This window comes from Microbacterium sp. LWH12-1.2 (assembly GCF_040675825.1).
In the GTDB taxonomy this organism is placed as follows: domain Bacteria; phylum Actinomycetota; class Actinomycetes; order Actinomycetales; family Microbacteriaceae; genus Microbacterium.
This window is the reverse complement of the sequence record NZ_JBEGIJ010000001.1, coordinates 2,370,420-2,395,054: the sequence shown is the minus strand read 5'-3', so window position 1 is coordinate 2,395,054 and position 24,635 is coordinate 2,370,420. Positions and strand designations below refer to the sequence as shown.

Annotated in this window: 19 protein-coding genes; 9 read left to right on the top strand and 10 right to left on the bottom strand. The window is 68.8% G+C overall.

From position 1 onward, the window contains the following. Positions 1–131: 131 nt before the first annotated feature. Together MRBLWH12_RS11525 and MRBLWH12_RS11520 are read right to left on the bottom strand one after the other, a co-directional pair. Positions 132–1,517 (bottom strand): aspartate aminotransferase family protein, encoded by a 1,386-nt coding sequence (locus MRBLWH12_RS11525; RefSeq protein ID WP_341977548.1) that lies wholly within the window; start codon positions 1,515–1,517, stop codon positions 132–134. Positions 1,518–1,544: 27 nt separating this feature from the next. Continuing rightward, positions 1,545–3,029, bottom strand: coding sequence for a CoA-acylating methylmalonate-semialdehyde dehydrogenase (locus MRBLWH12_RS11520; protein ID WP_363548969.1), 1,485 nt, complete (start codon positions 3,027–3,029; stop codon positions 1,545–1,547). A 140-nt stretch (positions 3,030–3,169) separates the two neighbouring features. Here MRBLWH12_RS11520 and MRBLWH12_RS11515 point away from each other — a divergent pair, with 140 nt between their 5' ends. Further along, on the top strand, positions 3,170–4,720 hold the full coding sequence (locus MRBLWH12_RS11515; protein ID WP_363548967.1) for a PucR family transcriptional regulator: 1,551 nt from the start codon (positions 3,170–3,172) through the stop codon (positions 4,718–4,720). A gap of 184 nt (positions 4,721–4,904) precedes the next feature. Here the strand turns inward: MRBLWH12_RS11515 and MRBLWH12_RS11510 are convergent, their stop codons facing one another. From MRBLWH12_RS11510 to MRBLWH12_RS11500, 3 genes are read right to left on the bottom strand one after another with little or no spacing between them, the layout of a single operon-like run. Further along, a complete protein-coding gene (locus MRBLWH12_RS11510) occupies positions 4,905–5,270 on the bottom strand; it encodes a cupin domain-containing protein (RefSeq protein ID WP_341977555.1) in 366 nt (121 codons plus the stop codon). Further along, complete coding sequence (locus MRBLWH12_RS11505) at positions 5,267–6,670, bottom strand: NAD(P)/FAD-dependent oxidoreductase (RefSeq protein ID WP_363548965.1); 1,404 nt, start codon at positions 6,668–6,670, stop codon at positions 5,267–5,269. Before MRBLWH12_RS11505 ends, MRBLWH12_RS11510 begins: the two co-directional genes overlap by 4 nt. Further along, a complete protein-coding gene (locus MRBLWH12_RS11500; RefSeq protein WP_341977559.1) occupies positions 6,670–7,137 on the bottom strand; it encodes an Lrp/AsnC family transcriptional regulator in 468 nt (155 codons plus the stop codon). Before MRBLWH12_RS11500 ends, MRBLWH12_RS11505 begins: the two co-directional genes overlap by 1 nt. A 101-nt stretch (positions 7,138–7,238) precedes the next feature. On the opposite strand from MRBLWH12_RS11500, the gene MRBLWH12_RS11495 reads away from it, so the two are divergent. The 3 genes from MRBLWH12_RS11495 to MRBLWH12_RS11485 all read left to right on the top strand — a co-directional run bounded on the left by MRBLWH12_RS11495 (position 7,239) and on the right by MRBLWH12_RS11485 (position 12,765). Next, positions 7,239–8,675, top strand: a complete 1,437-nt coding sequence (locus tag MRBLWH12_RS11495; protein WP_363548962.1) for a gamma-aminobutyraldehyde dehydrogenase — start codon at positions 7,239–7,241, stop codon at positions 8,673–8,675. Positions 8,676–8,754: 79 nt separating this feature from the next. Further along, on the top strand, positions 8,755–11,388 hold the full coding sequence (locus MRBLWH12_RS11490; protein WP_363548961.1) for a hypothetical protein: 2,634 nt from the start codon (positions 8,755–8,757) through the stop codon (positions 11,386–11,388). A 201-nt stretch (positions 11,389–11,589) separates the two neighbouring features. Continuing rightward, positions 11,590–12,765 (top strand): hypothetical protein, encoded by a 1,176-nt coding sequence (locus MRBLWH12_RS11485; RefSeq protein WP_363548959.1) that lies wholly within the window; start codon positions 11,590–11,592, stop codon positions 12,763–12,765. Here MRBLWH12_RS11485 and MRBLWH12_RS11480 read toward each other — a convergent pair. The 4 genes from MRBLWH12_RS11480 to galT all read right to left on the bottom strand — a co-directional run bounded on the left by MRBLWH12_RS11480 (position 12,743) and on the right by galT (position 17,085). Next, a complete protein-coding gene (locus MRBLWH12_RS11480) occupies positions 12,743–13,282 on the bottom strand; it encodes a GNAT family N-acetyltransferase (RefSeq protein WP_363548957.1) in 540 nt (179 codons plus the stop codon). The two genes, MRBLWH12_RS11485 and MRBLWH12_RS11480, sit on opposite strands and share 23 nt — an antisense overlap. A gap of 163 nt (positions 13,283–13,445) precedes the next feature. Beyond that, on the bottom strand, positions 13,446–14,423 hold the full coding sequence (gene galE, locus MRBLWH12_RS11475) for a UDP-glucose 4-epimerase GalE (protein ID WP_363548955.1): 978 nt from the start codon (positions 14,421–14,423) through the stop codon (positions 13,446–13,448). A 248-nt stretch (positions 14,424–14,671) separates the two neighbouring features. After that, complete coding sequence (gene galK, locus MRBLWH12_RS11470; RefSeq protein ID WP_363548954.1) at positions 14,672–15,868, bottom strand: galactokinase; 1,197 nt, start codon at positions 15,866–15,868, stop codon at positions 14,672–14,674. 41 nt (positions 15,869–15,909) lie between these two features. Then, a complete protein-coding gene (gene galT / locus MRBLWH12_RS11465; RefSeq protein ID WP_363548952.1) occupies positions 15,910–17,085 on the bottom strand; it encodes a galactose-1-phosphate uridylyltransferase in 1,176 nt (391 codons plus the stop codon). 139 nt (positions 17,086–17,224) lie between these two features. Between galT and MRBLWH12_RS11460 the strand changes: the two genes are divergently transcribed. After that, on the top strand, positions 17,225–18,175 hold the full coding sequence (locus MRBLWH12_RS11460; RefSeq protein WP_363551355.1) for a LacI family DNA-binding transcriptional regulator: 951 nt from the start codon (positions 17,225–17,227) through the stop codon (positions 18,173–18,175). Between the two features lie 38 nt (positions 18,176–18,213). Here MRBLWH12_RS11460 and MRBLWH12_RS11455 read toward each other — a convergent pair whose 3' ends face one another. Beyond that, positions 18,214–19,302 (bottom strand): substrate-binding domain-containing protein, encoded by a 1,089-nt coding sequence (locus tag MRBLWH12_RS11455; RefSeq protein WP_363548950.1) that lies wholly within the window; start codon positions 19,300–19,302, stop codon positions 18,214–18,216. Positions 19,303–19,445: 143 nt separating this feature from the next. Between MRBLWH12_RS11455 and MRBLWH12_RS11450 the strand changes: the two genes are divergently transcribed. The 4 genes from MRBLWH12_RS11450 to MRBLWH12_RS11435 all read left to right on the top strand — a co-directional run bounded on the left by MRBLWH12_RS11450 (position 19,446) and on the right by MRBLWH12_RS11435 (position 24,632). Then, positions 19,446–21,377, top strand: coding sequence for a DUF2264 domain-containing protein (locus MRBLWH12_RS11450; RefSeq protein ID WP_363548948.1), 1,932 nt, complete (start codon positions 19,446–19,448; stop codon positions 21,375–21,377). A 54-nt stretch (positions 21,378–21,431) separates the two neighbouring features. After that, positions 21,432–22,712, top strand: coding sequence for an ABC transporter substrate-binding protein (locus MRBLWH12_RS11445; protein ID WP_363548946.1), 1,281 nt, complete (start codon positions 21,432–21,434; stop codon positions 22,710–22,712). A 70-nt stretch (positions 22,713–22,782) separates the two neighbouring features. Further along, positions 22,783–23,730, top strand: a complete 948-nt coding sequence (locus MRBLWH12_RS11440; RefSeq protein ID WP_363548944.1) for a carbohydrate ABC transporter permease — start codon at positions 22,783–22,785, stop codon at positions 23,728–23,730. Further along, positions 23,727–24,632 carry a carbohydrate ABC transporter permease gene (locus tag MRBLWH12_RS11435; RefSeq protein WP_363548942.1) on the top strand — a complete coding sequence of 302 codons (906 nt, stop codon included), beginning with the start codon at positions 23,727–23,729 and terminating at the stop codon, positions 24,630–24,632. Before MRBLWH12_RS11440 ends, MRBLWH12_RS11435 begins: the two co-directional genes overlap by 4 nt. Positions 24,633–24,635 lie beyond the last annotated feature (3 nt).

The following is a 24,635-nucleotide window of genomic DNA, read 5'->3' as shown; positions in this document are numbered from 1 at the left end:
CCCGAGGTGTCAGATGAAGGCGAGCCCGCTGTGTTCATCTGGCACCTCGGGTCGCTCAGCGACGCGAATACCGGCCCGAGGTGCCAGATGAGGGGGGTGAGGGGGATGAAGGGCGCGTGAGGAGAGGTGACTCAGCCCCGCACGTAGCCGTCGGCGACGGTGAGCGCCTCGTCGAGCACACGCAGGCCGCGTACGAGGTCGTCTTCGGAGATCACCAGGGGAGGAGCGACGTGCATGCGGTTGAAGTGCGTGAACGGCCACACGCCGCCCCGCTTCGCCGCCGCGGCGAACTCGGTCATCGGCGCCGCATCCGCTCCGCTCGCGTTGAACGGCACCAACGGCTCACGGGTCTCGCGGTCGCGCACGAGCTCGACGGCCCAGAACAGTCCGCGCCCTCGGACTTCGCCGACGCTGGGGTGCGTCTCCGCCCAGGCCCGCAGCGTCGGTTCGACGATGCGGGTACCCAGATCGCGCACGCGCTCCAGGATGCCGTCGCGTTCGAACACCTCGAAGGTCGCGACGCCCGCGGCGCAGGCCAAAGGATGCCCCGAATAGGTGAGTCCGCCAGGGAACGGCACCCGATCGAAGTGCGCCGCCACCTCTGCGGAGATGACGACACCGCCGAGCGGCACGTACCCGGAGTTCACACCCTTCGCGAAGGTGATCAGATCGGGCTTCGCATCGAACGCGTCGATGCCGAACCACTCGCCGAGACGCCCGAAGCCCACCATGACCTCGTCGGCGATGTACAGGATGCCGTGGCGATCGCACAGCTCGCGGACGCCCTGCAGGTAGCCGGGCGGCGGCACCAGCACGCCGTTCGTGCCGACGACGGTCTCGATGATGATCGCCGCGATCGTCGCCGGGCCCTCCAGCAGGATCGTCTGCTCGAGGTGCTCCAGGGCGCGCTGCGACTCCTCTTCGATCGTCGAGGAGTGGAACGCCGACCGGTACAGGTACGGGCCGAAGAAGCGCACGGTCGCGATGTCGCTCGGGTCGTTCGCCCAGCGGCGCGGGTCGCCGGTCATCGAGATCGCGGTCGACGTCGAGCCGTGGTAGCTGCGGTACATCGACAGCACCTTGCGGCGGCCGGTCACCTGGCGCGCCATCCGCACCGCGTACTCGTTCGCCTCGGCGCCGCCGTTCGTGAAGAACACCTTCTCGAGACCGTCGGGAGCGACCGCGGCGATGCGCCGGGCGAGCTCGCCGCGCACGTCGTTCGCGAACGACGGCTGGATCGTCGCGAGTCGGCCGACCTGCTGCTGGATCGCGGAGACGAGATCCGGATGCTGGTGCCCGAGGTTCAGGTTCACCAGCTGGCTGGAGAAATCGAGGTAGGCGTTGCCCGCGTAATCCCAGAACGTGGCGCCTTCGCCGGCGGCGACGGGCATCGGGTCGATGAGCGCCTGGGCGCTCCAGGAGTGGAAGACGTGACCGCGGTCGTCCGCGCGGACCTGCGCCTCGGCATCCGGAGCGGGGAGGGTGTGGGCGGCGTTGTGCCGGTCGGTGAAGTTCATGCGTGACTCCTCAGAATCGAACGACGGTCAGTGGTTGCTCGGGAACCCGAGGTCGACCTGTGCGGGCGTGTGGTCGGGCCAGCGGGTGGTGACGACCTTCGACCGGGTGTAGAAGTGCACCGATTCGGGACCGTAGATGTGCGAGTCTCCGAACAGCGAGTCCTTCCAGCCGCCGAAGGAGAACGCCCCGACCGGAACCGGGATCGGCACGTTCACGCCGACCATGCCCACCTCGATGTCGAATTCGAACTGACGGGCGGTGCCGCCGTCGCGGGTGAAGATCGCGGTGCCGTTGCCGTAGTTGTTGGCGTTGATCAGCGCGACAGCCTCCGCGTACGTCTCGACGCGGACGACGGAGAGTACCGGTCCGAAGATCTCGTCATCGTAGACCTTCATGCCGGGCTTCACGTCGTCGAGCAGGCTCACGCCGATGAAGAATCCGTCTCCGGCGAACGACTTCCGGCTGCCGTCGACGACGACCGTGGCGCCCTCGGCCGCAGCGCCGGTCACGTAGGAGGCGACCTTGTCGCGGTGCTCGCGGGTGATCAGCGGACCCATCTCGCTGGACGGGTCCGTGCCGGGACCGATCTGCAGCGTGGCGATGCGGTCGCGGATGCTCGCGACGAGGTCATCGGCGATGTCGCCGACGGCGACGAGCACCGAGACGGCCATGCAGCGCTCGCCGGCCGAGCCGTACGCGGCCGAGATCGCGGCTGCGGTGGCGCCGTCGATGTCGGCATCCGGCATCACGACCATGTGGTTCTTCGCGCCGCCGAGGGCCTGAACGCGCTTGCCGTTCGCCGAGGCGCGCTGGTAGATCGTGCGGGCGATCGGGGTGGAGCCGACGAAGCTGACGGCGGCGACGTCGGGTGCGTCGAGCAGCGCGTCGACCGCGACCTTGTCGCCGTGCACGACGTTCAGCACGCCGTCGGGGAGTCCTGCCTCCTGGAAAGCCTTGGCGAGCCAGACGGCGGCCGACGGGTCCTTCTCGCTGGGCTTCAGGATGACGGTGTTGCCGCAGGCGATCGCCGAGGCCACCATCCACAGCGGCACCATGACCGGGAAATTGAAGGGGGTGATCGCCGCGACGACGCCCACGGGCTGCTTGACGGAGTGCACGTCGACGCCGCGCGAGACCTGCTCGGCGCGCTCGCCCTTGAGCAGGTGCACGAGCCCGGCGGCGAACTCGACGTTCTCGATGCCGCGGGAGACCTCGCCTGCCGCGTCCGAGAGCACCTTGCCGTGCTCGTCGGTGACGATCGCCGCGAGCTCGGAGGTCCGGTCGGCGAGAATCTGGCGCAGCCGGAAGAAGACGTCCGCGCGCTTGATGAGGCTCGATGAGCGCCAGCCCGGGAGTGCGGCCTTCGCGGCGGCGACGGCGGCGGCCACTTCGGCCTCGGAGGCGAATGCGACCTGTCGCTGCACCGCGCCGGTAGCCGGGTTGAAGATGTCGCCGGTGCGGGCGGCCTCGGCGGTTTCTGTGCCGTTGATGAGGTGGCGGACGATGCTCACGGATGGACTCCCAGGTGATGTGCGGCGGTCGAACACTCTGACCGGCAAAACGAACGTGCTTGCTTTCCATGTTTTCAGAGGGCAGGATCGATGGGAGGCGGCAGAACGTCGTGAACTTCACCAGAATCCGGACAGAGTGTATGGATCGCATCGTCGAACAGCTCGCCGGATTGCCTGATGTCGCCGAGGTGCTGTCGATGCCTGCCCTGCAGGCCGGCTTCCCCGAGGTCCTCACGGACGTCACCACCCTGCAGTCGTCGGTCCGCTGGGTGCACGTCTCGGACAGCCCGCGGGTCGCCGCGCTTCTCGACGGGGGAGAGCTGTTGCTGTCCACCGGCGCCGGCTGGCCGGGGGATGCCGAAGGGCTGTCGGCGCTGGCATCCGAACTCGCGGATGCCGGTGTCGCCGGGATCGTGCTCGAACTCGGCACCCGCTTCACGGTGACTCCACCGGCATTCGTCGCCGCATGCCGCCGATTCCGGGTCGCGCTGATCAGCCTCGAGCGGGAGGTCAAGTTCGTCGCCGTCACCGAGGCGGTGCACCGGCGGATCATCGCCGGTCAGCTCGACGCGCTGCAGCAGCGTCAGCAACTGCACGAGTTGTTCACCACGCTCAGCCTGCGCGGCGCGCCGGCCGACGTCATCGTGCGCGAGACCGCCAGAGCCCTCGACGCCGGCGTCGTGCTGGAGAACCTCGCGCACGAGGTCGTCGCGGCCGATGCCCGCACCGTCGATGACGCCGGTCTTCTGGACGGATGGGCGGCGCGCTCGCGGCGGATCACCGACGGGCGCGAACAGGGATGGATCCTGGTGCCGGTCGAGGGCCGCGGAATCCGGTGGGGGAGCCTGCTCGTGGCTCCGGGAGCGCCGCATCCTGCCGGCCGGACGACGGTGCTGGAGCAGGCGGCGACGGCACTCGCTCTAGCCCGGCTCGCCGACGGAGACGGCGCGTGGGAGCTGCTCTCGCAGCGCCGGCTGCTGGCATCCCTGCTCGAGCAACAGCATGCGACGACCGCGGATGCGCAGGCGCGTCTGGAGGCGAGCGGCTTTCCCGTGCGGGGGCGGCGGCTGCAGGCGCTGGTCGTGGATGCCGCCTCGCCGAGCAGTGCGGAGATGGTACTTGCCGCCATCGAAGACACCGAACCCGCAGCGCGCTCCATCAGCGCCGTCTTCGACGGGGGCGCCGTCATCCTGCTGTCGTTTCCCGCCGGTGCGTCCGTGTCGGATGCGGCCGCCCGTCGCATCGCCTCCGGTCTCGATGACGCCGGAGGACTCGCCGTCGGCGCGGCATCCGATTCCCTCGCCGAGCTGCTGGACTCGTTGCCGGCTGTTCGTGCCCTCGCGCGGCGGCTGCCGCCCGGCGGCTTCCGGCGCGTGGACGACCGACCCCTCGCGCGTCTGGTGAATGCGCTGCACGGGGATCACCGGCTGCAGGAGCACAGCGAGCGGATGCTCGGGCCGCTGATCCGGTACGACCAGGATTCCGGCGGCGACCTGCTCGCCGTGCTGAGCGCACTCGTGCAGCATCCGGGCAGTCGCACGGCCGCCGCGGCGGCATCCCATCTCTCGCGCTCGGTGTTCTACCAGCGGCTGACCCTCATCGGCGATCTGCTGGATGCCGACCTCGAGGACGGCGAGACGCTCGCCGCCCTGCACCTGGCGCTCTCGGCGTACACGGCGACGTCGCGCTGAGTGCGTCGTCCCGCTCGCCGGCGCTCACCCCCAGGGTTGTTGAGCGACACTTCGGCTCGCTCCGCTCGCTTAGTGCGTTTCGTCTCGGTCGCTTCGCTCCCCCGCTTCGTCTCGGTCGCTTCGCTCCCCCGCTTCGTCTCGGTCGCTTCGCTCCCCCGCTCAACGACCGGTGAGCGGGGGACCCTCAGGCGATGTAGACCTTGCGGAGCGTCTCGGCGACGGTCCACAAGGTCTGCATCCCCTCATCGAGGCGGACGATGCTGCCCGGTCCGACCTCGAGCGCTGGCAGCGCGGGCGAGACGAACTCGATCGTCGCCCGCCCGGACAGCACGACGAACACCTCGTCGACCTCGGTGTCGGATGCCGTTCCCGGCGTCATCTCCCAGATGCCGATCTCGGTGTCGTCGATTGTCGCGAGGGCGTGCGACGCCGTCGTCGGTGCACCTGACAGCACCTCCGCGGCAGGTAGCGGCTCGTGCGCGAGCGCCAAGCCCGCCGCATCCACGCCGGTCCCTGCCGCCAGCTCGCCCGCGAGCTCCTCACGACTCACGAGTCGAACCCCATGCCGACGGCGTCGAGCGCCTTGAGGAACAGGTTGCGCTTGCCTTCGTTGTGATCGGCGCGGTTCATCGCCGCCCGCACGAGGTTGATGCCGATGGCAGCCGCCGGCTCCGGCGGGAACGGGATCGGCTTCTCCCGCACCATCCGCAGCTGTGTGCGCTCGGTCTCGACTCCCGATAACTTGTCGAGCATGACGTCGGCGGCGAAGCGGGCGGCCCCGACGCCGAGTCCGGTGAAGCCGGTGGCGTACGCGACGCGTCCGCGTCGCGCGGTGCCGAAGAATGCGCAGAAGCGGCTGGATGAATCGATCGCCCCGGCCCAGCGGTGGGTGAAGCGCACGCCCTCCAGCTGCGGGAACGTCGTGAAGAAGTGCTCCGCGAGGCGGCGATGGCTCTCCATCCTGTCCTCGTACTCCGGGCGCACCTTGCCGCCGAAGTGATAGACGGCGTCGTAGCCGCCGAACAGGACGCGGTTGTCGGCCGACAGCCGGTAGTAGTGGAACTGGTTCGCGCTGTCGGCGAGACCCTGCCGGTTCGACCAGCCGATCGAGGCCAGTTGCGCGTCGGTCAGCGGCTCGGTCATCAGCACGTAGTCGTACACGGGAACGGTCATCAGGCGATTGCGCTTGAGGAGCGACGGGAAGACATTCGTGCCCAGGGCGACAGCATCCGCCGTCACCCGCCCGCCGTCGGTCTCGAGCACGACCGGGTCAGCGCCGTCACCGTCGACGAGGCGCACCCGCGAGTGCTCGAAGATCTCGACGCCCAGTTCGGTGGCCACGCGTGCCAGCTCGAGACCGAGCTTCGCCGGGTGCACCATCGCGCATCCCTCGCGGTCCCAAGAGCCGGCGAGGTACGTGTCCGAGTGCACCTCGGCGCGCACGGCATCCTGATCGAGGAATCCCTCCTCGCCGCGATACCACTCGACCTGGTGCGGCTCTACCGCCACGGCCAGCTGGCCGGTGCGCTCGAAGTCGGCGTCGATGCTGTAGCGCTGCACGGTGTCGGCGATGCCGTCGAGGTTCTCCACGCCCAGTTCCTCGAGCCGGTCGATCTCTTCCGGCCAGCGGTTGACGCCGTTCTCGTGACCGTGCGTGAGGCTCGCCTCGCAGAAGCCGCCGTTGCGTCCGGATGCCGCCCAGGCGACGCGCGAGGCCTCCAGCAGCACGACACGGCGGTCGGGCTCGCGCTCCTTCGCCCGGATCGCCGTCCAGAGTCCGGCGTACCCGCCGCCGACGATCGCGAGATCCGCCCGGACGTCGCCCGCGAGACGCGGGTACTCCGTGCGCTGCACGTCTTCGAGCCAGAAGGCGGCGAATGCGGTGCTCTGCAGGGCGTGGTCGACGACGGATGCCGCGGGGCGGCGGCGCTCGAAAACAGTGGTGCCCATCAGCGCGTTCCCCAGTTGTAGAGGTCCTTGTAGAGCCCCGCGTAGAGCAGGCTCTCGGTGTGCGTGACACCCGGAAGGGTGCGGATGCGGGTCGCGATGAGGTCGATCAGGTGCTCGTCGCTCTCGCAGACCGCCTCGACGAGGATGTCGAAGGTGCCGAGGGTGACCACCACGTAGGCGAGCTCGGTGATCTGCGTGAGTTCCTGTGCGATCGCTCGCGGGTCCCCCGAGACGCGGATGCCGATCATCGACATGCGATGGAATCCGAGCTGCATCGGGTCGGTGACGGCGACGATCTGGATGATCCCTGCCTCCGTCATGCGCTGCACGCGCTGCCGGGCAGCGGCCTCGCTGAGGCCGACCGCACGGCCGATTTCGGCGTAGGGGCGGCGGCCGTCTTCCTGGAGGAGCTCGATGATCTTCTTCGAGACCTCGTCGAGGGCAGGCTGCTTCTGTTTGGCGCTCATGTGTCGATATTGACACGTTGGGTCGGCTGGTGCAACCGAATCAGTCGTGAAAACTGGATAAGTGCTACAGAATTCGTAGGGTGCCGGATATGATGACGGTCATGCGCACAGAGCTTTCTTTGCAGAACTTCATCGGCGGCCGCTACGTCCCTGTGCACGGGGACGGCACGATGCCGCTCATCGACCCCGCGACCGAAGATGTGTACGGGACACTCCCGGTCTCGGATCGCGACGACGTCGACACCGCGTACGCGGCAGCATCCGCCGCCTTTCCGTTCTGGCGCGACACGACGCCGGCAGACCGTCAGCTCGCGCTGTTCCGCATCGCTGACGAGATGCAGGACCGCGCGGAGGAGTTCGCCGATCTCGAGTCGCAGGACACCGGCAAGCCGCGGGCGACCCTGGTGGCCGATGAGATCATGCAGTCCGTCGATCAACTGCGGTTCTTCGCGGGTGCTGCCCGCAGTCTCGAGGGGAGAGCGGCGGGGGAGTACCTCGCCGGACACACCTCGTTCGTGCGCCGCGAGCCGATCGGCGTGATCGGGCAGGTCACTCCCTGGAACTACCCGCTGAACATGGCGGTCTGGAAGATCGCACCGGCGCTCGCCGCTGGCAACACGGTCGTGCTGAAGCCGGCAGAGTCGACCCCGCAGTCGACCCTGCTGCTCGCCGAGATCGTGGCGAAGCACACCCCGGCAGGAACGCTCAACGTCGTGCTCGGCGATCGCGACACCGGTGTGGCCCTGGTCGAGCATCCGACGCCGCAGATGGTCGCGATCACCGGGTCCGTGCGCGCCGGCATGGCCGTGGCGCGTTCGGCCGCGAACGATGTCAAGCGCGTGCACCTGGAACTCGGCGGCAAGGCGCCGGCGATCGTGTTCGCGGACGCCTCGATCGAGAAGGCGGTGGAGGGGATCATCACCGGCGCGTTCTTCAACGCGGGGCAGGACTGCACGGCGGCGACGCGCGTGCTGGTGCACTCGTCGGTGCACGATGAGCTGGTGGAAGCCCTGGTGGAGAGGGCGCAGTCGGATGCTCGCACTGGCGGCCCGCACGAGGAGGGCGTGCTCTACGGCCCGCTCAGCAGTGCGGCGCAGCTCGCTCAGGTCTCCGGCTTCATCGAGCGGCTTCCCGGGTACGCGAAGATCGAGACCGGTGGTCGGCGGCAGGGCGACCGCGGCTACTTCTTCGAGGCGACGATCGTCTCGGGCGTGCGGCAGGACGACGAGGTCGTGCAGGGCGAAGTCTTCGGCCCTGTGCTCACCGTGCAGTCCTTCGAGACCGACGAAGAGGCACTGGAACTGGCGAACGACGTGGACTTCGCGCTCGCGTCATCCGTCTGGACCACCGATCACGCGCGGGCGATGCGCTTCTCCCGAGACCTCGACTTCGGGTGCGTCTGGATCAACACGCACATCCCGTTCGTCTCGGACATGCCGCACGGCGGCTTCAAGCACTCCGGGTACGGGAAGGACCTCTCGCAGTACGGATTCGACGACTACACGCGCATCAAACACGTGATGTCGGCGCTCGGCTGATCCCGTGCAAGACTGTCGATCGTGCCGGAGGCATCCGGTCGACCAGCCCACGACCCGACGAGGAGGATGATCCGTCGACATGGGTATCGCCGGCCGGCTGGTAGACGCGCGCTCCCTCGTCGAGGAGGGTGAGCAGGGCGCAGCCAGAGCTCTCCTCATGACAGGTCTTGCCGAAGCGTCGACTCCGCGGAACGCCGAAGAGGCGTGCGCGATCGCCGCGGCGACCGAGCTCCTGATCGCGCTCGACGTCGAGATCGAGCCGGCCTCGACGATCGATGGTCATCTCGCCCGCATGGAGGCGCTCACGATCGGCTTCGACGATGCCGGCACTGCGGAAGGGCGAGCGCTCGCCGAACTTCGACGGATCGAGTTCGTGCACGGGCTCGACGACCTCGACCCGGTGCTGCACGTCGAGATTCTGAACCGAGCGCTGGAGGCCGACGCCCGGTTCCGGGAATCCGAGCATGTCGGCGTGCGCCGTGCTGCCGCGGAGGCCGCCCTCACGGCACAGATGATCCGACGGTGGCTGGGACAGGACCCGGGATCCATCGCGGTCGCGCTGGACGAGCTCGCGCTGCGCCTCGGCGGTGAGGGCGACGAAAGGCTGTCGGCGATCAGAGTCGAGGCGATGGTGATCTCCTCGCGGATGCGCATCGACAACGGTCTCGACATCACAGGGGTTCCCGAGATGCTGCATCTCGTCGCCCAGGAGGCGCAGTCGGTGCCGCAGTCCGAGGCGTTCGGGCAGGAAGCCTCGTTGCTGCTGGCCGATCTGGCGATCGCCGACGGCGTTCCACCGACCGAGGCTCTCGCGTTCGCCCTTCGATTGCTGGCCGGCGATGCCGAGGCGCACGACGCACGGCAAGCGCGTCTCGAGGCCCGGCATCTGCATCGGATCCTCGACCGTCTCGACCCCGCGGAGCGGGGTGGTGTCGCCGAGGAGGAATGGCAGGCGCTGCTGGGGCGGTACGCGGGGGCGCTGGACCCTCACGCGCGATCCGCGGTGCTCACCGAGCTGCTTCATCAGGTGGGCTCGGCCGCGGAGGTGACGACCGCAGGACTGAGTATTCTTCGGCATGCGGATCTGCTCTTCCGGGCGGATGATGAGTCTGCATCCGCTCTCGCTCGTTTCCGGGTCGCTGCACGGATCGCGGGCGTGCTCGGTCGCCAGGACGCGGTAGACCCATCGCGCGATCGGTACTCGCCGGAGCGCGACGTCGCGGGCGCCGTGCGCCTCTCGCTCGAGATCGAGGAGCGGTTCGCCCCGTTCTGGTCCAGCGAGGAGACGGTACCCGCCATGGCGGCGCTGCTGCTGGAACGGGCGCTGCGGCTCTCTGATCTGGGGCAGCGGAACGACGCTCTGGCGACGCTCGATCGGCTCGTGACCAGCGTGCGCGAGACTGGGCACGACACTGCTCGTCTGGAGCGGGCGCAGGCCGCCTACTGGATCGGCAGGTTCCTCCGCGAGGCGGGGGAGATCGAGGCATCCTGCCGCGCCATCGACGAGGGCTTCCGTGAGTTCGCCGACGACCCGTCCGGCGACGTGCGCCTCTGGGCAGCGAACGCCCTCTGGTCCGCTTGGCGCTCCGATCGCACCGACCCGGCGGAGGCGTCGGCGCTGCGGCAGGCGTTCGCCGAGCAGTTCGGGGACGATGCGGACGTCAGGATCCGCAGGCTCGACGCCACCAGACGTCTCGGTGAAGCCGTGAACGCGCATGAGGCCGGCGAGACGGAGCGTGCGATCGCCCTCTTCGGAGATCTCGAGGCTCACTTCGCGGATGCCGAGGACGAAGACATCCAGGACACCGTCCGCCGCGCGCGCGAGAACCTCCGCATCCTCGCGCTTCTGCCGACGAGCACGCCGGTACCCGGCGACACCGCGACGGCGCACTATCGCACCCTGCGCGATCGGCTCTATGCGGCAGACGAACTCGCAGAGAGCGGGCAGATCGACGAGGCCGAGAAGCTGTGGCGCGCTCTCGTCGACGAGACCGCGGGCACCGACGAGATCGACATCGCCATGCTGCGCCTCGCGGCGCTCGACGCCTGGGCCGGATGGCTGCAGGACGCCGGGTACTGGGAGCAGGTCGCCTCGCTCGCACGCCAGGCCACCGTCATCCGTGCAGGGGCCGACGTGCGTGCCGAGCGGGTGCAGGTGCGGGCGCATCTTCGCCTCGGCATGGCACTCGGGAAACTCGGAGATCCACGCGGAGCCATCGCGGCCTACGAGGCGCTCGACGCCCTGGCCGTCGCCTCCCGCGACAGCGAGGTCTGCGTGGCACGCCAGCAGGCGGCCTACAACAGGGCCGTCATGATCGACGACATCGGCGACGGCGCCGGAGCGCTCGCCGCCTACGAGTACGTCGTGGCCGTGCACGGGCAGTCGCTCGACTCGCCCTCCGGGCGGTTGCGCTGCGCGAAGGCGCTGCGAAATCAGGCGCTCATCTTCGCCGGGCTCGGGCGCACCGCCGAGGCCGCCGGAGCGCACCGGAGGGTGCTCGACCTCGCGCCGGGATCCGCGGACCCGCAATTGCTGGACCGCGCCAAGAGCTCGGCGTTCGACCTCGCTGCCGGGTTCACCGCCCTTGGAGATCACGCCTCCTCCGCCGCCACGTACGCCTGGATCCGGACCGCCACGCACCTCGCGGTTTCCGCGGAGGAGAGCCGTGCTGCGGCACGGGCGGAGAAGACAGCGCGCCGCCTGTCGCGCTGAAGGGCATCCACGATCCGCGCTGGCGATGCCGGCGCCACGTCGACGGGGGGCAGCCCGACGAAAGTCTGGCCACACGCGACGAAAGTCACGTGTCGGCGGAATGAGTCGCGGCAATAGAGTGACGCTGTCGTAAGCGTGCGCTGGGGAAGTTGCCGATCTACGGGAATGGCGTCCCCAATGAACGCCTACGAAAGAGGGCTCGTGCGCACACCCACCAAAGCCGCCGTTGTCGTTGCAACGACGGCTTTTCTCATCCCGGTATTCTCCTCACCCGCCTTCGCCGCCGACGACACCCCGATACTGCTCGGCACCAACACCTCGGCCGCGGCGGCTGCCGACGTCCTCACCGATCTGGCGGTGGCAGGCGGACAGGTCTACTCCAGCTACGGCGACTATGACGCCAACACCGGCCCGGTCGATCTCAACTCGCTCAACGTCACCACGGGTGCGCTGACGAAGCAGCTGACTCTGAACAGCGAAGAGCTGAAGGCGCTCCGCGTCATCGACGGCAAGGTCTACGCCGCGGATGTCGACCCGAAGGCCGCGTGGACGGCCAACGTCGGGTATGCCACGAACGCCGGCGGATCCTGGACATATAACGCGGCCACCCCGTTCCAGCACGTCTTCGACATCGCGAAGAGCGGCAGCGAGATCTTCCTCGCCGGCAGCATCGTCAACCCGGATCCCGCGGCGTACGGGCCGACCCCTGACCTCGCCGTGATCAAGAAGAGCTCTGATGGCGGAAAGACCTGGTCGATCACCAAGGCGAGGTCGTCGGCCAGCGGTTCCAGCGCCTACGACCGCTACTACTGGCTGGCCAACGTCGGGGGGAAGATCGCGGCGATCGCGGAGGTCCGCGATGCGAGTGGCAACACGAACCGTGTGCTGGACGTGTACAGCGGCGGCCGATGGAGCACGATCGACCTGGGGCGCTTGTTCTCACTCGCGCACCGGCACGAGCCGACCAAGTACGAGGTCCTCGGCAGCAGGATCATCCTGTCGGACAGCAACACCACCGGGTACATCGACCTGAACGCGAAGGGCAAGACCGGCGGAGTGCAGATGTCGAACCTCCCGGCCTCCTTCGCCTCGCGCGACATCACCGTGCACAACGGGGTCGTCTATTCGGTCGGGAACTGGTTCGCCGGCACCGGCATCGACATGACGAAGAACGTCGTCTTCGCGACCAGGGACGGCGCGAACTGGGCCCAGGTGGCGACGCCGGCTGTCATCCCCGCGACCACCTATTGGGATCACAACGGGGAGATGATCCCCGACTACGGCATGTACACGTCGATCGCCGTGGATGGCGCGACGATGTATCTCGGCGGAGATGACGCCAAGGTCTACAAGGTCAGCGCGCCCGTGGTGCCCTGACGAGTTCCTTCACTCGACGGTGCTCGGCGAGCGCGAGGTCGGGGCGCTCCTCGACCTTCGTCGCGCCGTCGGCGACCCAGCCGTGCGCTTCGTAGAACGCGTCGGCGCGAACGTTGCCGTCGAGCACCCAGAGGTAGGCGCGGGTGTGCCCGGCACCGGCGATCCGCTCCTCGGCCGCGGCGAGGAGCGCATGCCCGATGCCGGTGGACCACGCGGCGGGGTCTGCGTAGATTCCGTAGACCTCGCCGTCCGCCGCGCCGTCTTCGTCGCGGCCGGATCCGAATGACGTCCAGCCGACGACCTCGCCATCGCGCTCCGCGACCAGGAGGGCGAGCGTCGTCGGCAGCGGCTCGGCGATGATGCTCCGCCAGCGATCGGCACGATCGGCGACCGAGAGCCCGTCGAGCACCTTCTGGTCGATGAGCCCGAGGTAGGCGGCCTGCCAGGAACGCACGTGCACGCCTGCGACGTCGTCGGCATCATCGATCAGGGCCTCGCGTATCACCAGCTGCGTCATCCGTTCAGGCTAACCGCGAGGGCGGGAGGTGTCGGAGATGGTCGCCTCGCCGCGTCGGATGCGGCCGAGTGCGTCCCCTCTCGCGGGGGAGGTGTCGGAGATGGTCGCCTGGCGGCGGGGGATGCGGCCAAGTGCGTCCCCTGCCGGTCGCCGGCAGGAGAAATCAGCCGGCGTTGCGTCGGGCTTCCCAGCCGGTGCGCACCATCTCGTCGACCGTGTATCGCATCGTCCATTCCAGATCGCGGGCGGCGAGTTCACCGGTCGCCACGATGCGGTCGGGGTCGCCGGCGCGGCGAGGTCCGATCTCGGGCGTGAAGTCGATGCCGGTGACGCGGACCATGGCATCCATGATCTGCTTCACGCTCAGACCGTCGCCGGAGCCGAGGTTGTACGCGGCCTCGATCGTTTCGCCGGCGGCAAGGCGCTTCGCGGCGGCGACGTGCGCCGCGGCGATGTCGCCGACGTGCACGTAGTCGCGCACGTTCGTGCCGTCTTCCGTGGCGTAGTCGTCGCCGTTGATCCGCGGGGTCTCGCCGGCGATCAGCTTCTCGAACACGATCGGGAACAGATTGTGCGGGCTCACGTCGTACACCGTCGGGTCGGCCGAGCCGACGACGTTGAAGTAGCGCAAAGACGTGTGCCGCAGCGGCTTCTCGGAGCCGGCGGTCGCGGTCGCCTGGTCACGCAGCAGCCACTCGCCGATGAGCTTGGATTCGCCGTACGGGCTCGCCGGCTTCTTCTCGGTCTCCTCGACGACGAGCGAGACATCGGGGGTGCCGAAGACAGCGGCGGATGACGAGAAGACGATGTTCGTCACGCCCGCAGCATCCATCGCCTCGAGGATCACGCGGGTGCCCTCGACGTTCTGCGCGTAGGTATGCAGCGGCCGCTGCACCGAGACTCCGGCGTACTTGAAGCCGGCGACGTGGATGACGCCCTGCGCGTCGTGGTCGCGGAGCGTCTTCTCGACGAGGTCGCGGTCGAGGATGCTCCCGTGCACGAACGGCACGCCCTCAGGGACGAACGAGGCGACGCCGCTGGAGAGGTCGTCGAGGACGACGGGGGTGAGACCTGCATCCGCGAGTGCACGCACGACGTGCGCTCCGATGTAGCCGGCGCCGCCGGTGACGATCCAAGACATGTGGTCCTCTCGTTGCCGCTCCCGCGGCTTCTCGTGCATCAGTGGTTCAGATTACCTGCGTCGCGCGGCCCGCTTCATGTGGCACCTCGGGTCGCTATGGCCCTCGAATTCCGACCCGAGGTGTCAGATCACCAATGCCGGCGACAGTTCATGTGGCACCTCGGGTCGGTATTGGGTGGGGTTTCCGACCCGAGGTGTCATATGAACCGGAGAGGTGTCATATGAACCGGAGCGGTGTCACATGAGCGTCAGGCGTCGCGGTGCGCGCCCGCGGAGGGGGTCACCGTGAAGATGTGCGGTTCGGAGAATCCGGATGCGGCGAACGCGGCGTTCACGGCATCGGACACGGATGCCACGGCGTCCTGCTCGACGAGCGCGATGGCCGCGCCGCCGAAGCCGCCGCCGGTCATCCGCGCACCGAGCGCGCCGGCCGCCAGCGCGGCCTCGACCGCGGTGTCGAGCTCGGGCACCGAGATCTCGAAGTCGTCGCGCATCGAGACGTGCGAGGCGACGAGCAGATCGCCGATCGCGCGGGCACCCTCTGCGCGCAGCACCTCGACGGTGTCGAGCACGCGCTGGTTCTCGGTCACGATGTGGCGTACACGGCGGAACGTGATGTCGTCCATGAGCTCCTGCGCGCGGGGGAGATCGTCGACGGACACGTCGCGCAGCGCGACGACACCCATGATCGATGCGCCCAGCTCGCAGGACGCCCGGCGCTCGCCGTAGCCGCCGGTGGAGTGCGTGTGCTTCACCCGGGTGTCGATGACGAGGATCGCGAGGCCGGCCTCGGCGATGCCGACCGGCACCAGCTGCGCCTCCAGCGATCGGCAGTCCAGGAAGATCGCGGCATCCGGCTCACCGAGCATCGACGCCATCTGATCCATGATCCCGGTGGGCGCGCCGACCGCCTCGTTCTCCGCGCGACGGCCGATACGGGCCAGGGCCGTGCGGTCGAGGTCGGCGTTCCAGAGGTCGTTCAGTGCGGATGCGGCGGCCCCCTCGATCGCGGCGGAGGAGGATAGCCCGGCGCCGACCGGGACATCCGAGGCGATCGCGATGTCGACACCGCTGCCGACGAGTCCGGTCTGCCGGAGCGCCCACGCGACGCCGAGCGGGTACGCCGCCCACTCCGGCACGGCCGGTTCGCTGCCGGTCGCTGTCGGGAAGATCTCGTCGAGATCGTCGAGCGCGACTTCGACCGGCTCCGCGGCGAACGTCGATGCGACGCGCACACGGCCCTTCCCGTCTTCGCGCCTGCCGACCGCGGCGACGGTGCGGTGCGGAATCGCGAAGGGCAGCACGAAGCCGTCGTTGTAGTCGGTGTGCTCGCCGATGAGGTTCACGCGACCCGGTGCCGACCACAGGCCGTCCGGCTCGCGGCCGGTCAGGTCGGTGAAGAGGCTGCGTGCGGCGACCTGGGTGGCGTGATTCGACTCGGCCATCTCGTTTCCTTCGGTCGATCCGGTCGAGGGCTGCCGACGCATCATGCGGATGCCCTTTCGATGGCCTCGCGAATACGGGCGGCACCCTGTTCGGGGGCGACCTCGGCGGCCCAGGCCCACATCGCGGCCTCGGATCCGGCAAGGAATTTCAGCTTGTCGGCGGCGCGACGGGGGCTGGTGAGCTGCAGGTGCAGGCGCACGCTCTCGCGGCCGATGTGCACCGGCGCCTGATGCCAGGCGGCGATGTACGGGGTCGGGGTGTCGTAGAGGGCGTCAACTCCGCGCAGCAGTTTCAGGTAGAGGGGGGCGAGTTCGTCGCGCTCCGCTTCCGTCGTCTCGGCGAAGTCGGGCACGTGGCGGTGCGGCATGAGGTGCACCTCGAGCGGCCAGCGGGCCGCGAAGGGGACGAACGCCGTCCAGTGCTCGCCCTGGAACACCACGCGCTCCGACCCCTGTTCGAACTCGAGGATGCGCTGGAACAGATCGGGCGCGGTGCGGTCGATGCTCTCCAATACCCGGGCGGTGCGCGGGGTGACGTACGGATAGGCGTAGATCTGGCCGTGGGGGTGCGGGAGGGTCACGCCGATCGCCTCGCCGCGGTTCTCGAACGGGAAGATCTGCTCGATGCCGGGGAGGAGCGAGAGCGCGGCGGTGCGGTCGGCCCAGGCCTCGATCACGGTGCGGGCGCGGGTGACCGACTGGGTGCCGAAGGATCCTGCGTGTTCGGGGCTGAAGCAGACGACCTCGCAGCGGCCGACCGAGGTGCGGGTGCGGCCGAGGCCCAGGGCCGCGAGATCATCGAGGCCTCGTGGCGGGTTGCTCGCACCTGGCGCGGTGCCGACGGCTTCGGCGAGGGCAGGGCCGAACGCGGGAGAGCGGTTCTCGAAGACGGCGACGTCATAGAGCGACGGCACCTCGGACGGGTTCGTCGGCGTCTGCGGCGCGAGCGGATCTGCGTCGGCGCTGGGCATCATGACGCGGTTCTGACGGTTCGCGGCGACCGTGATCCAGTCGCCGGTGAGCACATCGAGGCGCATCGTCGCCGTAGCGGGCCGCGGGTCGAGGGTGCGGGCGTCGACGGAACGCTCGGCCTCGAGCGTCGTGTCTGGGTCGTCGTAGTAGATGAGGTCGCGGCCGTCGGCCAGCACGGTGGCGCGCTTCGTGACGCCGGCGCTCAGTGCTTCGATTCGCGTCTGGGGGGATTCGTGCGTGTTCACGTAAACATGGTGGCATAGCCTCCGTGGTAACGTCAACACGGAAAGGGGGATTGCGATGACCGCTGAGGATCTCGTGCTCGGATCGGACCAGGCCGAGCCGACACCGCGTCGCCGCCGCGGCTCGACCGGACGGGTATCGATGGCCATGGTCGCCGCGCGTGCGGGCGTGTCGGGTCAGACCGTCTCCCGTGTCGTGAACGACAGCCCCCGCGTCGACCCCGAGACCCGTGCGCGCGTCGAGACCGCGATGGCCGAGCTCGACTATCGCCCGCACCGCGCCGCCCGCGCCCTGCGCACCGGTCGCTCGCAGACCATCGGTCTCGTCGTCACGACACTCGCCACCGTCGGCAACTCGCGCATGCTGCAGGCGACGGCCGAGGCCGCAGCCGAGCGGGGCTATGCACTCACTCTCGTCACCGCGTCGAACGGCGTCGCGGCCGCATTCGAGAGCCTCGCCGAACAGGAGGTCGATGGAGCGATCGTCCTGAACGAGGCCTCGGCTCAGGTCGCCACGGTCGAGCGCCCTCGTGGGCTGCGACTGGTCGTCGTGGACGCGGCTGTGGATGCCGGGTTCGTCTCCGTGCACAGCGATCATGCGGGCGGTGCGGCCGCCGCCACCGCGCATCTCCTCGCCCAGGGGCACGTCGCGGTGCATCACGTCGCAGGCCCCGCCGACTCCTTCGCTGCGGCCGAGCGCGAGCGCGGCTGGCGCGAGATGCTCATCGCCGCGGGGGCCGACGCGCCGGCTCCTGTTCGCGGCGACTGGAGCGCTGAGTCGGGGTACGCGGCCGGGGTCGCCCTGGACGCGGCATCCGCCGTCTTCTGCGCCAACGATCAGATGGCTCTCGGCGTGCTGCGCGCTCTCGCGGACAGTGGTCGACGGGTGCCGGAGGACGTCGCGGTGATCGGGTTCGACGACGTGCCGGATGCTGCGAACTACCGGCCGCCGCTGACCACGATCAGACAGGACTTCGCAGCCCTCGCGCACCGCGCTGTTGAGGCGCTCGTGGCAGAGATCGAGGGTGGCAGCGTGGCGGCAGGCCCCGTCATCGTGCCGACGTCCCTGATCGAACGCGCGAGCGTGCGCTGACGCCTCCTCGCCTCAGGCCGAGATTACGCACTCGCTTGTCAGCGCGCCGGCGCCGTGGATTCGCGCGCATGCAGCGTCGGGCTCAGGATGACCCGGTGCACGGGGCGCGAGGGGTCGGCGAGGCGCCGGGCGAGCAGATCGACCGCCGCGGCGCCGACCGCACCGCGCGGAGGGCTGACCGCGGTGAGCGCCGGGGTGAACAGCTGGGCGACCTCATCGTCGTAGGCGATGACGGACAGGTCCTCCGGCACGGCGAGGCCGCGGTTGAGGGCGATGTCGATGAAGGCCATCGCCGCGGGGTCGGGGTGGATGAGCAGCCCGGTCGCCCCCTTCTCGAGCGCGGTGTCGATCGCGGCGTTCACGGCCGAGGTGAAGCCGGGGGCGTTGCGATCGGGGATCAGGCTCTCGAAGTGGGCATCGGGACCCAGTTCGAGCTCTTCGCACGCGGCGGCCCACCCCTTCACGACCTTGCGGCCGGTGGGGGAGTCGCGCGAGACGATCAGGCCGAGCCGTCGGTGGCCCAGTTCTGCGAGGTGCCTGGCAGCGAGCACGGCGCCGAACGCGTGGTCGGTCGTGACGCTCTCGACGGGCTCTCGCCCGGGGAGAACGACCGCATCACGCTCGACGAACACGCTGGGGATGTCGGAGGAGGCGAGCCACTGCACCACGTCCTGCGCGTGGGCGGCGTCGGGGTTCGGCGCCACGATCAGGCCCCGGATGTCATCGGATGCCACGAGGCGCTCGAGGACCGGTCGCTCGTCCTGCAGCTCGTACGAGGCTCCACGGAGCACCAGGCGCAGGCCGCGGCGCTGCGCCTCGGCCTCCATGCCGCGGAAGACGCCGGGCCAGTAATACGCGAGCGAGGGGACCAGCACAGCGATCGCCCCGCCGCTGACGGACTCCGTGGCGTCGACAGATACCGCGCCCGATGTGGGAACGGCTCCGCCATGCACCCGCTCGAGGTGGCCTTCCTCCTCGAGCTGCTGCAGATCCCGGCGGAGGGTGACGGGGGCGACGCCGAGCTCCTCGGTGAGCTGCGAGACCCGCACGATCCCGTCGCGCACCAGGGCGGCGAGGATGTGCGCATGGCGCGCGGGCGCCAGGGGGACGTGCTGCTGATCGGTCATGGATTCAGCATAGCTGATCGAAAATGATCGAATGTGGATTAATTGCAGGTTGTCTTGATCGAAACAGAATGATAATCTCCAAACGATCGCGAACGGAGAGAGACCGACGGCGGTACCCGGAGCAGTATTCAAAGGAGAAGCCCGTGGCGTTCGAGCCCACCAGTGAAGCGGCGAAAAGTCACCGCAGCGATGCGGAATGGACTCGCGATGATCTGCTCGCGTACGCCGACGGGCTGCTGGCGGCCGTGCGTCCCTGGGCCTCCGAGACCGGCGCCCGCATCACGCTCCCCGGAGCATCCGGCGGCTACGGCGTCGACGTCGACGGGCTCGAGGGCTTCGTGCGCACCTTCCTGCTGGCCGGCTTCCGCATCGCCGGCGCCCGAGGTGAAGGAGTCGACGATCTCATCGACTTCTACTCGCGCGGCATTGTCGCCGGCGTCGATCCCGAGAACGAGGATCGCTGGGTACGCCTCGATGAGTATGCGCAGGCCAAGGTCGAAGCCGCCTCCATCGCGCTCATCCTCGACATGACCAGGCCGTGGATCTGGGATCGCCTCGACGCTCTCACCCGGCAACGCATGATCGACTACCTCTCGCCGGTCGTCGGTGACGAGACCTACCCCGGCAACAACTGGCTGTGGTTCCGGGTGGTCGTGCAGACCTTCCTGCGTTCGGTGGGCGGCCCGTGGTCGCAGGCCGACATCGACGACGATCTCGCCCGTCACGACTCCTACCTCCGTGAGAGCGGCTGGATCTCCGACGGAGACGAGCGCGCCTATGATCACTACGTCGGCTGGGCACTGCACCTCTATCCCGTGCTGTGGGCGCGGATGCAGGGCGCAGCCGAACTCGCGAACGGCCGCACGGCCGGAGATATCGCGCGTCTCGACGCCTTCCTGCAGGACGCGATCGCGATGGTCGGCGCCGACGGCTCGCCGCTCATCCAGGGTCGCAGCCTCGTCTACCGCTTCGCGGCGGCCGCGCCGTACTGGGCAGGCGTGATCGCGGAGGTGCCGTCGGTTCCGGCGGCGCAGCTGCGCCGTGCGGCATCCGGCATCGTCCGCCATTTCTCCGCCAACGGCGTGCCGAACGGCGAGGGGCTTCTCGACCTCGGCTGGCACGGAGAATGGCGCCGTCTCGCGCAGAACTACTCGGGCACCGGGTCGCCCTACTGGGCGGCCAAGGGGCTGCTCGGCATCGCCCTGCCCGAAGACCACCCCGTCTGGTCAGCGCCGCCCGTGCCGCTGCCCGCCGAGACCGCAGACACCCTGCGTATCGCCGTCGCTCCGGCGTGGATCATCTCGGCCACCGTCGATGACGGCATCGTGCGCGTCATCAACCACGGCGCCGACCACGCGCGCCCCGGCGACCTCGTCGGAGACTCACCCCTGTACGCCCGCCTCGGCTACTCCACCGCTGCGAGCCCGTTGCTGAACGGCGACGCCTGGGCCGAACCGCTCGAGCAGTCAGCCGCCCTGATCCACGCCGACGGCCGGGCGACGCACCGTGCCGGTATGCAGGTGCAGGGCATCCGGCTCGATGGCGGGGCGGCGATCGCCGGATCCCTGGCGAATGCGCACTGGATCGCTCCGGCAGCGACCCAGACCCGACATGGCTCGGGGATCGTCGGCTCCGTCGAGATCGCCGGTGCCGTCTCCACCTGGTCGATCGTGCGGGGAGCCTGGGAGGTGCGCCTGGTGCGCGTCGACGCCGTCGAACCGGATGCCGCGCCGACCGTGCTGCGCATCGGCGGCTGGGCGATCGCAGCGGATGCCGTCGACGATCTGGTCTCCGCCGACAGCGCCGCAGCCGCGGCCGGCGGCCGTCACAGCACGATCGTCGCCCTCACCCCCGGAGGCGCGCCTGCCGTCGAGACCCGAAAGGATGCGAGCCCGCTCGGTGCTGCGGCATCCGTTCCGGTCATCACCTACCCGGTCGTGATCGGCGGGTGGATCGCCACCGCGGTGCACCTCTCCGATCACGCGCCGGTATCCGCCCCCTCCGTCCGGATCGACGGCGACGCTGTCGCCGTCACCTGGCCCGATTCCACCGCCACCGAACACCGGCTCGCCTGAGCCGGACCCCCGACCCGTCCTGGGCACCCGCAATTGCAAAGGAGCAGTACCCACATGAACCGCAAGATCCTCGCCGCCGGCAGTATCGCCGCAGTCGCGGCCCTCGCCCTCGCCGGCTGTTCCGGTGGCACCGACGCCGCTGAGAGCACCGACCCCGACGCCCCCATCACCCTGACGCTGTCGGGCTGGAGCATCGAGACCACGCCCGAGTTCCAGACCCTCGCCGACGCGTTCACGAAGGAGCACCCGAACGTCACGATCGAGCTCAAGGAGTACGACGCCGCCGAGTACAACACGCTCGTCACGGCCGACCTCGCCGCCGGCTCAGGTCCCGACATCATCACGCAGAAGGAGGTCAAGTACGTCACCACCTTCCAGGAGGGCGGTCAGCTGCTCGACGTCTCCGATGTGGAGCTTCCCGACGGCATCAGCGGCGCCGACTCCTACAAGGTCGACGGCGCCTCGTACGCGGTGCCCTACCGCCAGGACTCCTGGGTGCTCTTCTACGACAAGGACCTGTTCGACGCCGCAGGCGTCGAACACCCCGACGGCTCGTGGACCTGGGATGACTACGCCGACGCCGCGAAGGCGCTGACCACCGACACTGTCAAGGGCGCCTACCTGCACCGCTGGCAGTCGACCGTGCAGGGCTTCGCGAACGCGCAGACCGGCACCAGCGTCCTCGACGGCGACTACGGCAATCTGAAGGACTACTACGACAACACGCTGGCGCTGCAGGATGCCGGCTACCAGGTCGACTTCAACACCTCGACTGCCAACCAGCTCACTTACCAGGGTGAGTTCGGCACCCAGAAGGCAGCGATGATGCTGATGGGCACCTGGTACACGGCGACCCTGATCGCCCAGCAGGCCTCGGGCGACGCGAACGACTTCGAGTGGGGCATCGCTCCCGCTCCGCAGCTCGACGCGAAGACCGCGGGCACCGACAACACCCCGGTGACCTACGGCGACCCGACCGGCTTCGGCATCAACGCGAACATCGACTCCGCGAAGGCCGACGCGGCCAAGCAGTTCCTCGAGTTCGCTGCGTCCGAGGACGGCGCCCAGGCGCTCGCCGGGATCGGAATCACCCCGGCGCTGACGAACGACGCCGTGGTCGACACCTACTTCTCGGTCGAGGGCGCTCCGTCCGACGAGCTGTCGAAGTTCGCCTGGTCGACCCACGAGGTGCTCCCCGAGAACCCGACGTCCAGCAAGACGGCGACGATCCAGGGCATCCTCGCCGACCTGCACACCGCCGTGATGTCCGGCTCGGCGGCGATCGGCGACGCGATCAAGACGGCCGAAGACCGCGTGAAGAACGAGGTCGGCTGACCCACTCGGGGGCCGGCCGCCGGCCGGCCCCCGACATCGCGCCCCGCGCCGCATCCAGGAGATGAGAGACATGACCACCACCGAGGCCCCGCCCCGCGGCACGGCCCCGCGGCCGGCCAAGCCGCCGAAGCCGCAGAAGCGCAGCTCGGCGCTGCGCCGCCGCAACGCCCTGATCGGCTGGAGCTTCATCCTGCCGAACTTCATCGGATTCGGGTTCCTCACCCTGCTGCCGGTGCTGATCCTCTTCTACATGGCGTTCACGAACTGGAACGTCTTCGGCAAGGCCGACTGGGTGGGACTGGCGAACTTCCAGCGCCTGATCGGCGATGGCAGCTTCCGCATCGCCTTCGGCAACACTCTCTACTACTCGGTGATGCACATCCCGCTGACGATCATCGTCTCGCTGGGGCTGGCGCTGCTGCTGAACAACAAGCTGCGCGGCGTCGCGTTCTTCCGCACCGCCGCTTTCTTCCCGTACATCACCTCGATCGTCGCGATCGCGGTCGTCTGGAACCTGCTCTTCAGCCCGGATTACGGGCCCATCAACGAGATCCTCCGCGCGATCGGCATCTCAGAGCCCCCCGGTTGGCTCACCTCGTCGGAGTGGGCGATGCCCGCCGTGGTCATCGTCAGCACCTGGCGAGACATGGGTTACTACATGATCCTGTTCCTCGCGGGGCTCCAGACGGTGCCGAGAGAGCTGCACGAGGCCGCCAGGGTTGACGGCGCGAGCGTCTGGCAGCGCTTCGTGAACGTGACGCTGCCGTGCCTGCGGCCGACGATGTTCTTCGTCACCGTGATGCTCACCATCAACTCCTTCAAGATCTTCGATCTGATCCTCGTGATGACCGACGGCGGCCCCGGCCAATCGACGCTCGTCCTGTCGCAGTTCATCTACAAGAAGGGCTTCGAAGAATCGCAGTTCGGCTATGCATCCGCCGCAGCCGTCGCGTTGTTCTTCCTCTGCATCATCGTCACCATCGGCCAGTTCCTCTGGAACAAGAAGCGGAGCGCATGATGACCGCGACCCAGGTCCTCGTCACCGGAGGGACGCTGCGCAAACTCAGCGACCCCACCCCAGCCGGCCGCGTACGCACCCGCCGCACGGTCGGCCGCGTCATCGGCTACATCGCCCTGATCATCGCCGCGATCGGTCTGCTCGCCCCGTTCGCCTGGATGGTGATGAGCTCGCTGAAGAACGCCAACGAGGTGTTCTCCGTGCCGGTCGTCTGGGTGCCCGAGATCTTCGTGTGGCAGAACTACGTCGACATCTGGACGAAGTCGGACATGCTCGTCTGGATCCGCAACACCCTGTTCCTGGCCGTGAGCGTCACGTTCCTCCAGGTGCTCACCGGATCGTTCGCCGCCTACGGCTTCGCCCGCATCCGCTTCGCCGGCCGAGACATCCTGTTCCTCGCCTACATCGGCACGATCGCCGTGCCGTGGCAGTCGTACATGATCCCTCAGTTCATCCTGCTGTCGAATCTCAAGGTGTCGAACACCCTGTGGTCGATCATCCTGCTGCAGGCGTTCGGCGCCTTCGGCGTGTTCCTCATGAAGCAGTTCTACGAGACGATCCCCGAGGAGCTCAGCGAGGCTGCACGCCTGGACGGTCTCAGCGAGTACGGCATCTGGCGGCGCATCATGCTGCCGCTGTCGATCCCGGCGATCGCGAGCCTCACGCTGCTCACCTTCGTGAACACGTGGAACGACTACCTCGGACCGCTCATCTATCTGCGCAACCCCGACCTGTGGACGATCCAGCTCGGACTCAAGAGCTTCGTCTCGAACCTCTTCGACACGAACTACGCGCTGCTGTTCGCCGGCCTGACGATCTCGGTCCTGCCGATCGCGATCATCTTCCTGCTCGGCCAGAAGTACTTCGTCGAGGGCATCGCCACGAGCGGGATGAAGGGCTGACCG